Here is a 14,850-nt window from a genome sequence, read left to right as displayed (position 1 = left end):
TTTTATAAACCTCCTGAAATGTAGTAAACAAAAATGTTGACATGGTAAGCAATATTGTTTACTATAGTCCCATGTTCAACAGACAGGAGGAGTAGTGAAGCAAAGCGAGTTCAGGCGGTGGCTTGAATCTCAGGGGGTAGAGGTTTCAAACGGCACAAACCATTTGAAGCTCAAACTAGGCGGGAAGCGAAGCGTAATGCCGAGGCATCCCGGAGCTGAGATAAAAGAAGCGCTGCGAAAGGCCATACTTAAGCAGCTTGGCCTGAAATAAAAAACCAGCCCTCCGGGGCTGGTACTCGCGGAGATTCACTAAGACGATATGCGATATCCCGTTAATATTGAGCCGTGCGATGAGGGGGGATTTTTTGTCTCGTTCCCCGATATCCCGGAGGCGCTTACCCAGGGCGATACGCGAGAGGAAGCATTGGCGATGGGGCTCGATGGGTTGGTTACCTCGTTTGATTTTTACTTTGAGGATAATCGTAAAGTCCCACCGCCCGGCGTCATCACTGGCGATTATGTAGACGTCCCGCTTAGCGTCGCTTCAAAAGTGGTGCTGCTTAATGCGTTTGTTGATTCCGGCTTAACCCAGGTTGAGCTGGCGTCGCGCATGGGAGTAAAAAAACAGGAGGTAACACGCCTGTTTGACCTGCATCACTCAACAAAAATAGATACAGTGCAGCGCGCTATGGTGGCGCTCGGAAAGCGGCTAGAACTACAAGCTGCATAATCTCATAAGACTTAAAGGCTCGCTTCGGCGGGCCTTTTTTATTTCAGCGCGCCGATGATTTCCCCTGCCATTCCTCTAGGGTAGGCGGCTGCATTTTCTTTTCTCACACATGCGCCGGTACAACCGGAAAATAGCCGGTGATTTTATGACCTTTGATTGGACATCTATAGCGACGGGCTTTGGTACAGCTATTGCTACTGGCGCGGTCGGCCTGATGGCATTTGGCCGACAGCTAAGCATCAATAAAACGCTATCCGCAAATGACCGTCAACAGGTAAACATGCTCGAGTGGCAAGAAAAAGTGCGTGAGAGCATGCAGGGTGAAATAAACCTTCTGAAAGAAGAGATCGATCAGAAAGAACAGGTCATACGGGATTATTGGAAAACTATCACTGAGACTCAGGCCAGGCTACAGATAATCGAAAGCTCTCAGGACTATCTGAAGCGACAGAACGAGTCATTATCAAAGCAGGTCACCACACTTACCGAATCCAATCAACAGCTTACGGCTGAGGTCGTAAGGCTGCGCGCAGCGGTGGAGGCCAAGCCATGATGCATTTCACATTCAAGAATACTGAGTTAACGATCACTTGGCGCATGTGGCTCATTGTCATTGCTACCGGATTCAGTATTTACCTAAGCGGGACGTCAACAGGCTATTTCATAGCGCAAGCGCAGTATTCACAGCGAGCTGACAAGCGAGATAAGACCGTTGGGGAAATTAAGCTGAAAGTGGACCAGATACCTGACCAGACGGCGACAAAAACCGCAGACAAGGTCAAACAAGTAGTACAAGAGGACGCACCAAAATGAGCCAGATAATTCCCCTGCTTGGATTTGAAGAGGGGTTTAAAGCGACCCCTTATTATGATTCTCTCGGCTACCCGACTATCGGGACTGGTTTTCTGATTGGCCCGAAAAATGCGCCGCTGTCGTATTACACGTTTACATTGCCGAAAGAAGTTTCTGACGTTTGGCTGCAAACACTTATAGCGAAAATCCTCGTTCAGATGCACTCCACGCCCATCATCATGGCGGCTATTAACGCTTGTAATGGCCCACGGCAGGACGTTTTAACAAGTATGTCGTTTCAAATGGGCGTGCAGGGTTTGGCGGGATTCAAAAACACGTTAGCAATGATTGCCGCTGAAAATTTTACGGGTGCGGCATCTGGCATGCTTAACAGCGCCTGGGCCCGGCAAACGCCGGCACGGGCTAAACGTCACGCTGAAGTGATGCGCACAGGCACGATGGAAGCCTACAAGGGGCTGATATGAAATTCCTGATTTTTATCGCCGTTGTGCTGGTGGCCGTGATAGCGCTGTTGCTAATCCGCAAATACAGTTCTTTGGAATTCGTCAGTCACGCGAGATTACTGTTTAAAGCGTGGTCTGTCTGGCTGGCTTCGGCGGGTTCCGCGATCAGTGCGTGGGTGCAGTCGTTCCCTGATGCCGCTATGAATGCCTGGAACATGCTGCCTCCTGATATCAAGTCATATCTCCCGCAAAATTATTTGGGGATGATAGGCGCCTTTATGGTAGCGATGGCAGTTATGTCGCAGTTTGTCCGGCAGAAAAAGCTGTTGGCTAAAAAGGCAGAAATGCAAAGCGGGGTAGCGTCATGACGTGGATAGCCTCAATTTTTACCAATGGTTGGGAATGGGTGGCTGGGATTGCTGCAGCAGCTGTAGCGCTTGTTAGCGTCTATTTCGGCGGTAAGAAAATCGGCACTGTACAGACGCAAGCTAAAGCGGATGTTGCGGCTACAGAGAAAGAAATAGCGCAGATTCAGGCAATAGCTAAAAAGCAGAGTGACAACATTGAGGTGGCAAAAAATGTGGAGTCTGAGAACGACGCTCTTACTGATGACGCTAGTCGCGACAAGCTGCGCAAGTCAAAATACAACTCCGAAGACTAATACAGTAACCGTTGATTCCTCCTGCACACTATTCCAGCCAATTCACACCCACGGTAAAGACGCTGACGTAATGGATATTCGCACTGTGCGGGCCATTAACGCGCATAACGATTTGTGGGACAGGTTATGCGGGGATAGCAAATGAACATTTTCAAACGAGCCTGGACATGGCTCACAACGAAATCAGAGGAAACAAAAGTGACTGACACAACAGCTGCAAGCACAGAAGTTGAGCAACCCGCAATCGTTGATACGGGCACCGAAATTGCCGTTGAGACGCCGGCGGCAGAAGTTAAGACGGGAGTGAATGATTTTGAAGCCGCCCTGGCATTCGTGGAAAACGGTGTAGAGCAGCTGGGTGACGCTGCGAAAGAGGAGCTGAAGGTGCTAGCGAAGAAGTATTTATGAAAGCTCAATGTAAAAGCCCACACTTCAGTGGGCTTTTCTTACAGAATGATTGCAACTTACTTTTTCGTAGCCCCGAACATACAGGCCGCGTAAGAATTATCATTTAAAGGAGCGAACTTGCTACAAATTTGTTTACATAGAACTCCTGGTGCACCCGACTGTGTACACGCATATGCAGTTGCTGAAGACAATCCAAAAGAAATTAAAAACAGTGCGATAAATTTTTTCATGTTTCCTCCTATTAATTGCATCTTTAACATATACCGAATTGATGTTAATAGTTTCAATGCGGTATCAATGAAGATTTATTTAATAAGACGAATTAAATCATAATGTTGTAGTGATATTATCTTTGAGTTATGTACATTATCGTGGCGTTAAGCTGGGTGTACCCCACTGAAAAGCACATTAAACGCAGCCACTTGGCTGTTCAACCCAAAATTAAGCCTCGCACCCGCGGGGCTTTTTTATGCCTGCAATAAATCCCTGCGCAACGCATGCGCATCTACACCCACCGAACCAAACCCTTTGAAATGAGCCGTTGAGGAAGTCAGTTAGTGCTGGCGAGCCTCGGTGGGCTGATTTCCTATGCGGCAACGGTTCATTTCAAAGTAAGGTAATACGCAATGACAGAGACATTGGTAATTCATGAGTTCGATTTCTCAAAAATGGTTATGGCTATTCAGGGGAAGGCTTTTACCACAAGCCAAAAAATTGCTGATTATTTCGGTAAGCGTCACGACAACGTACTCAGGAAGATAAGGCAAGTAAAAGCGGAATGCCCCGATGATTTTGCGGCCCTCAATTTTGAGGAGGCTGATTTCATTGATAAAAACGGTGAAGCGCAGCCGATGTTTAAGTTGACGAAAGATGGCTACATGTTGGTCGTGATGGGATTTACTGGTGCAGCAGCAACGCTAATCAAGGTTAGATACATTCAAGCCTTTAATTGGATGGCTGATCAGCTTTTCCGCTGGAATGAAATGGGTGAAGAGGCCCAGCATCGGCATGCAATCAAGGTTGCGAAATCTGAAGCCAAGGCACGTATGGGAAGCCACCTGATGAATAACCGGAAACGAGAGAAAAAGCTGCTTCAGCTTGAATACGATCAGATCCTTTCTCTCACCCAGCCGAAGCTCCTTTTTATCGACTAATGGGCAAGAGAGCCTCTTTCACAACGGCTCTTATTCACAAGGCGCATTAACGCGTGCGCCTGGTGGCTGAATTGGGATCAATCACTTCAAAATATCGATATCGCAGCATGCAGCCTGATACCCCTCGGTGGCGCACCTTCATTTCACAGCAGGAAATTCTAAAATGGCACTCACCGACAAACAGGAAATGTTCTGTCGCGAGTACCTCATCGATTTGAACGCCACACAAGCGGCCATTCGGGCGGGGTACAGCGAGAAGACCGCTAACCGCATTGCCGCTCAATTATTGTCAAAACTTGACATTCAGAACAGAATCGCGCAACTCAAAGCGGAACGCAATGAGGAGATCGGCATAGATGCGGCTTATGTCCTTAAAAGACTGGTTGAAATTGACCAAATGGACGTGCTCGACATTCTGACCGAATCGGGCGAATTGAAGCCTGTAAAGGATTGGCCTAAGTGCTGGCGCATTACCCTTTGCGGGTTAGATGTAACCGTCATAGCTTCTGGGGAAGAAGAGGGCACGGCATTACTCAAGAAAATCAAATGGCCTGACAAAGTGAAGAACCTTGAGTTGCTCGGCAAGCACGTTAACGTTCAGGCGTTCCGCGAGCAAATTAAAGCTGATCATACTGTCAATTCATTATCTGACCTGATGGATTCATTGTCTCAGGGGGCTTAATGAAACCTGAGCACCTCAATCATTTGCGGGACAAGTTATGGCGGCTAAATCACCTTTACTGGATTACTGATAAAGAAGGTAAGCCTGTCCGGTTTACAATGACCCCGGAACAGCTTGATTACTTCAAGGGCATGCACACCCGCAACATTATCTTGAAGGCTCGTCAGCTTGGCTTCACGACTGAGGTTTGCATTATCCAGCTTGACGCGGCGCTGTTTGAGGCAGCTAAGTGTGCGCTCATTGCCCACACGTTGAATGATGCCAAGCGACTGTTTCGTGAAAAGGTCAAGTATGCCTATGACAATCTCCCTGATGAGATTAAGGCGGCCAATCCGGCCAGCAATGATGCTGCCGGTGAGCTGGTGTTCAAAAAGGGCGGCTCGCTCTACGTCAGCACGTCATTCCGTGGCGGCACCCTGCGTTACCTGCACGTGTCAGAGTTCGGCAAGATATGCGCAAAGTTCCCAGATAAGGCCCGCGAGATAGTCACCGGCGCGTTTGAAGCTGTATCCAGCGAATGCTTTACCACTATCGAGAGTACAGCTGAGGGTCGCGCTGGTTACTTCTTCGATTACTGTCAGACTGCTGAAAAGGCGCAGATGCTTGGCAAGGTTCTATCCAACCTCGACTGGAAGTTCTTTTTCTTCTCATGGTGGAAGAATCCGCAGTACGCAATCGAGCCCGTAGAGCCGCTTCCACAGCGACTGATTGATTATTTCGCAGAGATTGAAGCAAAGCACGGCGTTGTGACAGATGAACGCCAGCGCGCCTGGTATTACGCTAAGGAGAAGACCCTTGGCGATGACATGAAGCGCGAGTACCCATCAATACCCGCCGAAGCGTTCCAGCAATCCGTAGAAGGCGCGTATTACGCTAAACAGTTCCGTTGGCTCTACGAAAATAAGCGCATCGGGGCAATACCGGAAAACTCGCATTTACCGGTTCACACCTTCTGGGATATCGGCGTGGGCGACTCAACCGCTATCTGGTTTGTTCGCGAGGTCGGGGAAGAGTTTCACGTCATCGACTATTACGAAAACAGCGGCGAAGGGCTGCGCCACTACTTAAAGGTATTAAAAGACCGTGGTTATGAATACGGTGAGCATTGGGCGCCGCACGATATCGAAAACCGGGAATTCGCGGGCGATGGCAAGACACGGAAGCAGCTCGCGTATGAAGGTTATGAAATAGACGGCGAAACGTACCGAATTAATTTTCAGGTTGTGCCGAAAATAGGCATTGATGAAGGGATTGAGACCGTACGCGAGATTTTACCGAAATGCGTATTCGATGAGTCAAAATGCGAGTTAGGGATTTCCCATCTTGAAGGCTATCGCAAAGAGTGGGATGACAAACGCGGTTGTTGGAAAGACAAGCCACTCCATGATTTCACTTCGCACGGTGCTGATGGATTTCGTTACTTCGGCGTAGCAAAGAGCAAGAAAAAACCCGTCAAATCTCTTAACTTCAAGTGGGCATAAAATGGCAGATTTAGACATTGATTACCGTCACCCTGCATATGCTGAGTTCTTGCCCGAATGGGAAATGATTGGCGACTGCGTTGATGGTGAGCGAAAGATTAAGAAGAAAAAGGGAAAATACCTTCCGCATCCGAGTGACGACAGCGCTAACGATGATCCGCAAGGCATCCGATATAGCTCCTACCTTAAGCGCGCCGCATTCATCAACGCCACCGGGCGCACACTCTCCGGGTTACTGGGGATAGCTTTCAATAAGCCGCCGAAAATCGAACTGTCAGGCGGGATCGAAGATATTGCATCTGACGCAGACGGGGAGGGCCAACCCCTTTCGCAACTTATCCGAGATGCACTGAGCCAAAATTTGCAGCGTGGTCGCGGCGGTATCCTGACTGATTTCACGGGTACAGGAACCCAAACCCAAGCGACGAAAGGCCGTCCGGTTCTGCGCCTGTTCACCGCGAAGCAGATCATAAACTGGCGCGTCACGAACGGACAAACGTCGCTGGTAGTTTTGCATTTTGAAGAACCGATTAATGATGAGGCCGGATTTCAGTTAACCATGCAGCGGCACTGGATTGAGCTAAGGCTAATCAACGGTATCGCCCACGCTCGTAAATGGTCCGAAGGAGACAGGGCCATCAGCGGTAGCGATTTGAGACCATTATCAGACGCCAATGGCATCGATTTGAAAGAACTGCCCTGGTCATGGATTGGCTCAAGTAACAACGACCACACTCCAGATGCTCCGCCCTTGGCTGATATCGCGTATGTCAACATTAAGCATTATCAGGCTGAGGCCGACATTGCCGAAGCGGCGCATACCGTAGGGCAACCTATGGTTGCACTTACCGGACTGGATGAGCAGTGGGCCGATAAATATCTGGCTGATGGGTTTAAGGTTGGTTCTCGAAAGGGCGTTTTGTTGCCGAAGGGCGGTGATATGAAGTTTGCCCAGCCTGAAGAGAGAAATATTCTTATTGCTTTGGCTGAGCGCCGTGAAAAACAGATGGCAATGCTCGGCGCTAAATTAGTTGAGCGCAACACTTCGACCAAAACGGCAACACAGGCAGGTGATGAGGCGCAAACCGACAATTCCATCCTATCACTGTGCGCTGGGAATGTTGAGCAGGCCGTAAACCGGGCCATACAGTTTGCTATTCAGTTCGCCGGCAGCGGTGAAGCGATTGTTGAGCTGAGCAAGAAGTATGAAATTGCGCTTTTAGACTCTCAAGGGATAAGCGCACTAATGGCGGCTGTGCAAAGTGGCAACATGCGTTTAGTCGATTTCATACGCTATCAACAGAACGTGGGATTGGCCCCGGCTGATAAGTCGCCGGAGGAAATAGAGACGGAATTGGCTGAAACTGCGCCAGGAATGGGGGCATACATCAGTGGCAACGTTACTCCATGATAATTCTGTTCTCATCCAGACCCTGATTGAGCGACTTAAAGCCAGCCAGGGAACGGAACTGACGACGCTCTACAATGAATTGCGCGCGTCTACTGGCTACGTTTTACAAGAGTACGATGGCACTATCAATACGATGGGTCAGCGTGACGAAATATCTAAACTGTTGGCTAATGCAATGTATGGGCCAGTCGATGGATACTCCAAGCAACTTTTGGCCCTATGCGATCAACTTTCCGGCGACGTTGCCCAGCTCGAACTCAATTCCCTAAGTTCTATTCCTGGCATGCCGGGCCTGATTGTTCCCGACACTGACAAAATCATTAGGCAGGTCCACAATCGACCACTTTCAATAAGGAACTGGCGTGGTGAGTTATTACTCGACCCGTTCATTAAAGATTGGGAAACACTCACCTTAACGGCCGCAAATAACGCCGTATTGAGATCATGGCGCGAAGGACAGACCATTCAACAACTGACTACTGCACTGCGCGGCACTAGGGCATTAAACGGCGCTGACGGCATTATCGGGCAGTACGTTAAGAACGCTGACGCGATAGCCAGGACAGCCATCCAACATACCGCTACAGTGGCCCGCGAAACTTTTTTTGACGTTAACGATGATGTGGTTGATAAAGTCCAATTTGTCGCCACGCTTGATAACAGAACAACAGCAATTTGCCGTTCTCTCGATGGGCGAGAATTTGCGATTAACGTCGGTCCGCGACCGCCTCTTCACATTCGGTGCCGAAGTACGATTATCCCGGTGCTGGCTGATTCTGCGCTTAATGACATTCTTAGGGAAGGTGAAACGCGGGCATCTTCTGATGGTTATATTTCTTCCGATGAAACCTATTATCAATGGCTATTGAGGCAACCAGACAAACAACAGGACATGATTATCGGCAAGAATCGGGGAAAGTTGCTGCGTGATGGTGGACTTAGTGCTGAGAGATTTGCAGCTTTGCAGCTAGATAGAAACTTCGAGCCGATGACATTGGAAGAGATGCGCAAAATAGCACCAGAGGCATTTAAACGCGCTGGAATTTGAGTGTTCTTCATTTTACAGGGTCGCCATGTGCGGCCTTTTTTTATGCAACGAAGAAGGCGAAGACGAATGTTTACGGTTAAACAGAGAGTTAATAACGCAACCACTCTTTTCCAAGTTGAGTCCATCGTTATTGCCATGCCGGGATCTGACCAGTGGGTAGATGCTATGAAGCTGCTTAACGTCAGCGGCGCAATGGGATATGACGGTGACGTTGATTATATCCTGAGCCGCTCTCCTGAATTTTACGATGAGAGCATGACAGACGTTGCATATGAAGGGCATAACATCGTCGTTCATCGTGGAAATTCAAGCGGCGGCGCTCCCTACGCTATTACCATTTTTGATGGTGAGGACATCCGCGAAACACAGTACCAGTTCATTTATCCCGGCGATGAGGTTTATGTCATGAACTCATCGGGCTCGACAGTTGAGACAGTAAGGCAAATTCATTAGCCATCCATAAACATATTGGCCCGGCCGTCATTGGTTGGGCTTTTTTTTACTCGCAGTCCGAGACTGCAACATCTAACCCGAGGTTATAGATGCTTAAGTTCAAATTAACCAAAGAAGAATTCGACGACCTGGAAGAGTCTGCAAAAACCATGTACGCGGAAGCCGGCGAAGGGTTTCAGCTCGCCGTTGATGGCATTCCTGATGTCTCTGGTCTGGAAAAGAAAGTAAACGAATTGCTGGGCGAGAAAAAAACGGAACAAGAAAAGCGTCGGCAGGCTGAAGAAGAAGCGAGAAAGGCGGCAGAAGAGCAGGCCCGAAAAAAAGGGGATTTAGATACCCTAGAAAAGAGTTGGGCAGAAAAGCTTTCCAGCCGCGAGAGAGAGCTTCTGGCGCAGATCGAAGAACGAGACGGAAAACTGCAAACTTTGCTAGTCGATAACGTCGCACAATCCTTGGCGACTCGCCTGGCTGGAGATAGCGCAGCAGTACTCACCCCACACATTAAATCCCGTCTGGTTGTTGAAGACGGAAAGACACGAATTTTAGATGCGGATGGCAAACCGTCAGCGTCAACGCTCGAAGATTTGGAAAAAGAATTCCGTAGCAACAAGCTTTTTGCACCAATTGTTATCGGTAGTAAGGCATCCGGGACCGGCGGTAACGGTAGCCAGACGTTCGTCAGCGGCGACGGCAAAAAATGGACTGATTACACAGAAGCCCAGAGGCTTCAGTTATTCAAAGAAAACCCTGACGAGTTTAAACGACTCGCAGCAACACAAAACACTTAAGGAGTTGCCGAATGGCTACCACTCGTCTTACTGACATTTTTGTCTCGGACTATTATCAGACCATAGCTCCGGTAAATAGCCCTGAAAAAACCGCAGTCTATAACTCTGGGATTATCACACGCCTGCCGGCATTGGATGCAGTCGCACAAAACGGCCAAGGCACCGCGACTGTCAGCTACTGGCAGGATCTGGATGCAGACGAAGCACCAAACGCCTCCAACGATAACCCGGACGATCTGGGCGAAGTCGGCAAGGTAACCCAGGGAAGCATGCGCGCCCGCACGTTGTACCTGAATAAAGGCTATGGCGTGGCCGATTTGGCCTCTGAATTGGCCAACAGCGACCCGATGACGCAAATCCGCAATCGCTTTGGCACTTACTGGACCCGCCAATGGCAGCGTTATTTGATTGGCGAGGCGCGGGGCATTATTGCGTCCAATATCGCTAACGATGATGGCGACATGGTGGTTGACGCTGGCGCTTCGCTGGCCGAGTCATTCCAGGATGCCGCCTTCACTGCGGGTGATGCCGCAGATCAGTTCTCGGCAATCGGCGTGCATTCGACTGTTATGAACCAGATGGTTAAAGCCGACCTGATCGAATACCTTCGCGATTCGACCGGCAATATCATCCTCGCCACGTATCTGGGTAAGCCGGTGTTCATGGATGACAGCCTGAAATATAACTCAGGTCAGTTCCTTTCCGTGTTCTTCGGCTCTGGCGCATTTGGTTATGGCGTTGGCACTCCGCATACCCCGGTTGAGCTTCAGCGCAAACCGGATGGTGGTAATGGTGGTGGTGCAGAAGTGTTGTGGGAGCGCAAAACCTATATCATCCAGCCGGCAGGGTTCTCCTGGGTAGGTGAGGATGATCCGAACCTTTCGCCGACATACACCCAGATGGCCGATGCTGCTAACTGGACGCGAGTATTTGACCGTAAGCAGGTTCCTTTTGCTGCCGTGTTGTCTGGTGGTTCCGGTTCATAACTATCAAGGGGCTTCGGCCCCTTTTTTCATGAGAGGGAAGCATGAAGGTTATGATTGACGGGGTTTTGTATTCCCCACATAACAGCGCAAGTATCGGTATTGCTATAACCACGCACAATAGACCTGATGTTCTCAAGCGAGCAATTGAGCAGCATCAAAAGCATTTCCCTTTAGGTGCCATGATGGTCGTCATGGATGACGGCTCAAACCCTCAAGCCGAAGCTCCTGAAGGTATAAAGCTTATACGCAATGAGATATCTCTAGGCATTGTGGCTTCCAAAAACGCAAGCCTTGAAGCGCTTATGGGGGCAGGCTGTGAGCATATATTCCTGTGGGACGATGACGCCTGGCCTATCGCTGATAACTGGCACCTGCCTTACATTGAATCCCCCGAGCCACATCTTGCTTATCAGTTTCTGGATTTAGCTGGGCCGCGAAAATTAAAGGATATCGCAGTGCTTTACAGGGATGATAAACACGTCGCTTACACCGGGCAACGCGGCGTAATGCTCTATTATCACCGCTCGGTTATCGAGAAGCTCGGCGGCTTTGACCCAATATATGGGCGAGGCATGTACGAGCACAGCGACCTGGCATTACGTATCCACAATGCAGGGCTAACAAGCTGGGCATTTGCTGATGTAGCGGGATCGGGAAAACTTATTCATTCGCTGGATGAGCATGAGGCCGTAGAACGTTCAGTGCCGCGCCCGGACAGGGAACAACAGGTAAAGCGCAACGTCACGATACACAATGAGCGGCGCGATAAAGGGTATGCAGGTTATGCAGAGTACAGGCGTCAGCGTAATGCAGTAATCACAACATTGCTGACAAGCCAGCCAGACCCACAGCGCAATGTGAAGATTAAGCCGGATGCGTCTTTGCTGGCGAAATGGTCAGCGTCGATGAAAGGTGCTGATGCCCTAGTGCTTGTGGATGAGCTGGAGAAGGCGCCAGTTGGCGCGTCTCTGGTTCGCGTTCCGGCGGTCGATATGAACGTCTATTTCCGGCGATGGCTGCATATCTATCAATACCTACGCGAGCATCCTGAATACCGTTTAGTTTGGTGCACGGACGGGACAGACGTTGAGATGCTCTGCGAGCCGTGGCAGGACATGGAGCCGGGTAAAATCTATGTAGGCTCCGAGCCGAAAACCCACGCTGATGCGTGGGCGCGTGAGAAACATCCAGAACGGATTTATCAGCAGTTCATCGAACAACACCGTAACGAGACCATGCTCAATGCCGGTTTACTCGGCGGAACACGCGATGACGTTATGGCGTTCGCGCATTGCATCGTCCGTCTGTATTACCGCATCGAGAGCATGCGTTTCTGGAAGACGGAACAGCCCGATGGGGCAATCGGCGATATGTTGGCGTTTGGCATCGTGGCGAAAACATTCGGTGACCGCGTTGTCACTGGACCCCAGGTGCATACCGTTTTCCGAACGAACGGCATAGGGAAGGAGTTCGCATGGTTTGCCCACAAATAAAGTTTGCCGTGGTCGGCCATCATATGCGCAGGTCGATGGCTATCGATTTAGCGGCATCACTTAATGCTCATCTGGTGATTGATGAGGGCAGCAACGGCGCCAATGCAAACCATCGCCGTGCGCTTGAGTGGGCTGCTGAGCAGGAATGCAGGGTTGTTATCTGTGAAGATGATGCGATTCCTGTCGCTGGGTTTAAGGCGCTTGTGAACGAATGGTTGACGCGTTTCCCTGACTACTTGTGTTCTTTCTATCTCGGCACCGGCCGGCCGCCACAATACCAGATACAGATAGCGGAACGGCTAATAGCCGCTGACAAAGCAAGGGCTGACTACATCACGCTGCCACGGCTGATTCACGGTGTCTGTTACAGCGTACCACCACAGCATATCAACCGAGTGTTATCGCGCTGGAACTCTACAAAAGCGGCGGACTTTGCAATAGGGGATGCATGGGATGGGCCTGTTATCTACCCATGCTATTCACTGGTCGACCATGCTGATGTGGTTAGTGTCGAAAAACACCCGGATGGTCAGCCAAGGCTTGAGCGCCGTAAAGCCTGGAGATTGGCCTGAACGACGAGGACGTTATGATAAACACCGATCCGACATCACCCGACTTCAATAGCTACGCTAGCGTTGCTGACCTTGACATGTTCGCCGCAGCCAGGGGCTACAGCATCCCACCATCGGATGAAGTAAAAGAGCAATTGCTTATGCAGGCCATGGATTATCTGGAGGGAATGGCGTGGCGGGGGCTTCCCCTTAATGCTAATCAGCCGCTTCAGTGGCCACGCACAAAGGTCTATGCCGGCGGTGTTGCTTTGACCACCATCCCGCGCCAATTGATACAGGCCCAATGCCGTTTAGCAGTCGAAGCGCAAACTATCGACCTCACACCTTCTTATTCTGGTGGTGGCGAAGTGGTACAGGAGGCCGTTACCGGCGTTGTCAGCGTTTCCTATGCCGAGGGTAGCAGCACATCAGCTCCTTACTTTGCGTGGCTTTCTGGCCTGCTTCGCGGCCTTGTCGGCACCGGGTCTTCCGTTAACTTTGATGTGATAAGGGGATGATATGGCGGCCTTTTATCCACGCATGCAGGCTACCGCAACACGGTTACTGACGAAATACGGTAAAACGATGTACATCGAACGCGCCGGCACTTCTGTGATTGACCCGGTGACCGGTGATGCAGTGACTCAACCGCCGCAAATGCTGTCTGTTATCGGCGTAGTGCAGGACTTTAACCGCGTTGAGGTTGACGGCACATTCATCCTCGCCAGCGACAAGAAAGTTACTATCTCTGCCGATACAACGCCGCTTATCGGTGATTTTCTCCAAGACGGGACAACTAAATGGCGGATCATCAACATCAGCGACAAAACTCCGGCTGACGTGACGGTCTGCTATCAGCTGCAAGTGAGGCGCTAATGGGATTCTCCGCATCGATTGGTAAATGGTCCGGCGAAACCATTAAGCGCTCTGAGTACGTCGGTAAAGAGGCTGCCATAGCGTTATTTCGCGGCATTATCCTTGATACTCCGGTTGATACGGGCAGACTCCGGGCCAACTGGCAGGTTTCCGCTGATTCGCCTGTATTCGGACAACTCGCATTAGACGACAAAGACGGCGCTCAGACGGTAGAGAAAATGACAACCGTCGTGCTTGCCCAGGGGCGTAATTTCACGGTCTATATGACCAACAACTTGCCTTATGCCCAAGTTGCCGAGTATGGCGAATGGAAGGACAAAAATGGAAATCCGGCAAACGGGCCTCATACAGTAGCTGGCTATTCCACTCAAGCGCCCGCTGGCATGGTTCGCCGCAACATGTCCCGCATCAACACCAACCTCAATAAGGCCATGATACTCGTTAAGTGAGGCTAACCCGTGAAGGATATTTCCTCCGCTTTGCGCTCGCGCATGGTAGCGGCGGCCGCTGCATTGTCGGTACCGGTGGCGTGGCCGCTTGAGTCGTTTGATCCGCCAGATGGCGATTATCTTCGATTCTATTTTTCACCTGCCGGCGACACTGCAACAACCTTTGGACAAGGTGGTCTGGATTCGATCAGCGGCTTTGTTCAGATTGATGTCGTTTGCAAGGTCCGCGCGGGTGTCAACGGCGCCATGCTGGCTATTTTCGACACTTTACGGGGACAGTTTAAAATTGGGACTGTGCTCACCTATAACAACACTCGCGTCACCATCAAAAACCGCGAATACACCGATCCGCAGTCTGTTGATGGCTGGGCGGTCGCTCATCTGACTTTTTATTGGTCATCATACGAATTACGGAGCTAAAAA

At 50.2% G+C, this 14,850-nt stretch carries 22 protein-coding genes; all 22 read left to right on the top strand.

What is annotated here, in order from left to right:
* The first annotated feature begins 94 nt into the window (after positions 1-94).
* Positions 95-271, top strand: a complete 177-nt coding sequence (locus SANT_RS14875; protein WP_025423067.1) for a type II toxin-antitoxin system HicA family toxin — start codon at positions 95-97, stop codon at positions 269-271.
* 48 nt (positions 272-319) lie between these two features.
* Entirely contained in the window at positions 320-730 is a 411-nt protein-coding gene (locus SANT_RS14870) for a type II toxin-antitoxin system HicB family antitoxin (protein WP_025423066.1), read from the top strand.
* Between the two features lie 145 nt (positions 731-875).
* On the top strand, positions 876-1,283 hold the full coding sequence (locus SANT_RS23870; protein ID WP_148296303.1) for a hypothetical protein: 408 nt from the start codon (positions 876-878) through the stop codon (positions 1,281-1,283).
* Positions 1,280-1,543, top strand: coding sequence for a hypothetical protein (locus tag SANT_RS14860; protein ID WP_025423064.1), 264 nt, complete (start codon positions 1,280-1,282; stop codon positions 1,541-1,543). Before SANT_RS23870 ends, SANT_RS14860 begins: the two co-directional genes overlap by 4 nt.
* A complete protein-coding gene (locus SANT_RS14855) occupies positions 1,540-2,007 on the top strand; it encodes a glycoside hydrolase family protein (protein WP_025423063.1) in 468 nt (155 codons plus the stop codon). The genes SANT_RS14860 and SANT_RS14855 overlap by 4 nt, the downstream gene beginning before the upstream one ends.
* Complete coding sequence (locus tag SANT_RS14850; RefSeq protein WP_025423062.1) at positions 2,004-2,354, top strand: hypothetical protein; 351 nt, start codon at positions 2,004-2,006, stop codon at positions 2,352-2,354. Before SANT_RS14855 ends, SANT_RS14850 begins: the two co-directional genes overlap by 4 nt.
* Complete coding sequence (locus SANT_RS14845; RefSeq protein ID WP_025423061.1) at positions 2,351-2,647, top strand: hypothetical protein; 297 nt, start codon at positions 2,351-2,353, stop codon at positions 2,645-2,647. Before SANT_RS14850 ends, SANT_RS14845 begins: the two co-directional genes overlap by 4 nt.
* A gap of 141 nt (positions 2,648-2,788) precedes the next feature.
* Positions 2,789-3,055, top strand: a complete 267-nt coding sequence (locus SANT_RS14835; RefSeq protein WP_025423060.1) for a hypothetical protein — start codon at positions 2,789-2,791, stop codon at positions 3,053-3,055.
* Positions 3,056-3,681: 626 nt separating this feature from the next.
* Positions 3,682-4,209: a Rha family transcriptional regulator gene (locus SANT_RS14830; RefSeq protein ID WP_025423059.1), complete on the top strand. Its 528-nt coding sequence runs from the start codon at positions 3,682-3,684 to the stop codon at positions 4,207-4,209.
* Positions 4,210-4,372: 163 nt separating this feature from the next.
* Positions 4,373-4,891 carry a terminase small subunit gene (locus SANT_RS14825; protein WP_025423058.1) on the top strand — a complete coding sequence of 173 codons (519 nt, stop codon included), beginning with the start codon at positions 4,373-4,375 and terminating at the stop codon, positions 4,889-4,891.
* Positions 4,891-6,372 (top strand): terminase, encoded by a 1,482-nt coding sequence (locus SANT_RS14820; protein WP_025423057.1) that lies wholly within the window; start codon positions 4,891-4,893, stop codon positions 6,370-6,372. Before SANT_RS14825 ends, SANT_RS14820 begins: the two co-directional genes overlap by 1 nt.
* Before the next feature lies 1 nt (position 6,373).
* A complete protein-coding gene (locus SANT_RS14815; protein WP_025423056.1) occupies positions 6,374-7,783 on the top strand; it encodes a DUF4055 domain-containing protein in 1,410 nt (469 codons plus the stop codon).
* Entirely contained in the window at positions 7,764-8,831 is a 1,068-nt protein-coding gene (locus SANT_RS14810) for a minor capsid protein (protein ID WP_025423055.1), read from the top strand. Before SANT_RS14815 ends, SANT_RS14810 begins: the two co-directional genes overlap by 20 nt.
* 66 nt (positions 8,832-8,897) lie before the next feature.
* Positions 8,898-9,284: a hypothetical protein gene (locus SANT_RS22985; protein ID WP_025423054.1), complete on the top strand. Its 387-nt coding sequence runs from the start codon at positions 8,898-8,900 to the stop codon at positions 9,282-9,284.
* An 89-nt stretch (positions 9,285-9,373) separates the two neighbouring features.
* Positions 9,374-10,072 carry a hypothetical protein gene (locus tag SANT_RS14800; protein ID WP_025423053.1) on the top strand — a complete coding sequence of 233 codons (699 nt, stop codon included), beginning with the start codon at positions 9,374-9,376 and terminating at the stop codon, positions 10,070-10,072.
* A gap of 11 nt (positions 10,073-10,083) precedes the next feature.
* Positions 10,084-11,058 (top strand): hypothetical protein, encoded by a 975-nt coding sequence (locus tag SANT_RS14795; protein ID WP_025423052.1) that lies wholly within the window; start codon positions 10,084-10,086, stop codon positions 11,056-11,058.
* Between the two features lie 41 nt (positions 11,059-11,099).
* Positions 11,100-12,551 carry a glycosyltransferase family 2 protein gene (locus SANT_RS14790; protein ID WP_025423051.1) on the top strand — a complete coding sequence of 484 codons (1,452 nt, stop codon included), beginning with the start codon at positions 11,100-11,102 and terminating at the stop codon, positions 12,549-12,551.
* A complete protein-coding gene (locus SANT_RS14785; protein WP_025423050.1) occupies positions 12,533-13,123 on the top strand; it encodes a hypothetical protein in 591 nt (196 codons plus the stop codon). Before SANT_RS14790 ends, SANT_RS14785 begins: the two co-directional genes overlap by 19 nt.
* A gap of 14 nt (positions 13,124-13,137) precedes the next feature.
* A complete protein-coding gene (locus tag SANT_RS14780) occupies positions 13,138-13,620 on the top strand; it encodes a DnaT-like ssDNA-binding protein (RefSeq protein WP_025423049.1) in 483 nt (160 codons plus the stop codon).
* 1 nt (position 13,621) lies between these two features.
* A complete protein-coding gene (locus SANT_RS14775; RefSeq protein ID WP_025423048.1) occupies positions 13,622-13,978 on the top strand; it encodes a hypothetical protein in 357 nt (118 codons plus the stop codon).
* Positions 13,978-14,427 (top strand): HK97 gp10 family phage protein, encoded by a 450-nt coding sequence (locus SANT_RS14770; protein WP_025423047.1) that lies wholly within the window; start codon positions 13,978-13,980, stop codon positions 14,425-14,427. The genes SANT_RS14775 and SANT_RS14770 overlap by 1 nt, the downstream gene beginning before the upstream one ends.
* A 9-nt stretch (positions 14,428-14,436) precedes the next feature.
* A complete protein-coding gene (locus tag SANT_RS14765; protein ID WP_148296302.1) occupies positions 14,437-14,847 on the top strand; it encodes a phage tail terminator-like protein in 411 nt (136 codons plus the stop codon).
* Positions 14,848-14,850: the final 3 nt, after the last annotated feature.

This window comes from Sodalis praecaptivus, from assembly GCF_000517425.1.
In the GTDB taxonomy this organism is placed as follows: domain Bacteria; phylum Pseudomonadota; class Gammaproteobacteria; order Enterobacterales; family Enterobacteriaceae; genus Sodalis_A; species Sodalis_A praecaptivus.
The sequence above is the reverse complement of the archived record's forward strand: the minus strand, read 5'-3'. Positions and strand labels throughout refer to the sequence as shown.

Bases quoted from the DNA above. Each gene is read 5' to 3' on its own strand.
- SANT_RS14870 (WP_025423066.1), top strand. From the start codon at position 320: ATGCGATATCCCGTTAATATTGAGCCGTGCGATGAGGGGGGATTTTTT.
- SANT_RS23870 (WP_148296303.1), top strand. From the start codon at position 876: ATGACCTTTGATTGGACATCTATAGCGACGGGCTTTGGTACAGCTATT.
- SANT_RS14860 (WP_025423064.1), top strand. From the start codon at position 1,280: ATGATGCATTTCACATTCAAGAATACTGAGTTAACGATCACTTGGCGC.
- SANT_RS14855 (WP_025423063.1), top strand. From the start codon at position 1,540: ATGAGCCAGATAATTCCCCTGCTTGGATTTGAAGAGGGGTTTAAAGCG.
- SANT_RS14850 (WP_025423062.1), top strand. From the start codon at position 2,004: ATGAAATTCCTGATTTTTATCGCCGTTGTGCTGGTGGCCGTGATAGCG.
- SANT_RS14845 (WP_025423061.1), top strand. From the start codon at position 2,351: ATGACGTGGATAGCCTCAATTTTTACCAATGGTTGGGAATGGGTGGCT.
- SANT_RS14835 (WP_025423060.1), top strand. From the start codon at position 2,789: ATGAACATTTTCAAACGAGCCTGGACATGGCTCACAACGAAATCAGAG.
- SANT_RS14830 (WP_025423059.1), top strand. From the start codon at position 3,682: ATGACAGAGACATTGGTAATTCATGAGTTCGATTTCTCAAAAATGGTT.
- SANT_RS14825 (WP_025423058.1), top strand. From the start codon at position 4,373: ATGGCACTCACCGACAAACAGGAAATGTTCTGTCGCGAGTACCTCATC.
- SANT_RS14820 (WP_025423057.1), top strand. From the start codon at position 4,891: ATGAAACCTGAGCACCTCAATCATTTGCGGGACAAGTTATGGCGGCTA.
- SANT_RS14815 (WP_025423056.1), top strand. From the start codon at position 6,374: ATGGCAGATTTAGACATTGATTACCGTCACCCTGCATATGCTGAGTTC.
- SANT_RS22985 (WP_025423054.1), top strand. From the start codon at position 8,898: ATGTTTACGGTTAAACAGAGAGTTAATAACGCAACCACTCTTTTCCAA.
- SANT_RS14800 (WP_025423053.1), top strand. From the start codon at position 9,374: ATGCTTAAGTTCAAATTAACCAAAGAAGAATTCGACGACCTGGAAGAG.
- SANT_RS14795 (WP_025423052.1), top strand. From the start codon at position 10,084: ATGGCTACCACTCGTCTTACTGACATTTTTGTCTCGGACTATTATCAG.
- SANT_RS14790 (WP_025423051.1), top strand. From the start codon at position 11,100: ATGAAGGTTATGATTGACGGGGTTTTGTATTCCCCACATAACAGCGCA.
- SANT_RS14785 (WP_025423050.1), top strand. From the start codon at position 12,533: ATGGTTTGCCCACAAATAAAGTTTGCCGTGGTCGGCCATCATATGCGC.
- SANT_RS14780 (WP_025423049.1), top strand. From the start codon at position 13,138: ATGATAAACACCGATCCGACATCACCCGACTTCAATAGCTACGCTAGC.
- SANT_RS14775 (WP_025423048.1), top strand. From the start codon at position 13,622: ATGGCGGCCTTTTATCCACGCATGCAGGCTACCGCAACACGGTTACTG.
- SANT_RS14770 (WP_025423047.1), top strand. From the start codon at position 13,978: ATGGGATTCTCCGCATCGATTGGTAAATGGTCCGGCGAAACCATTAAG.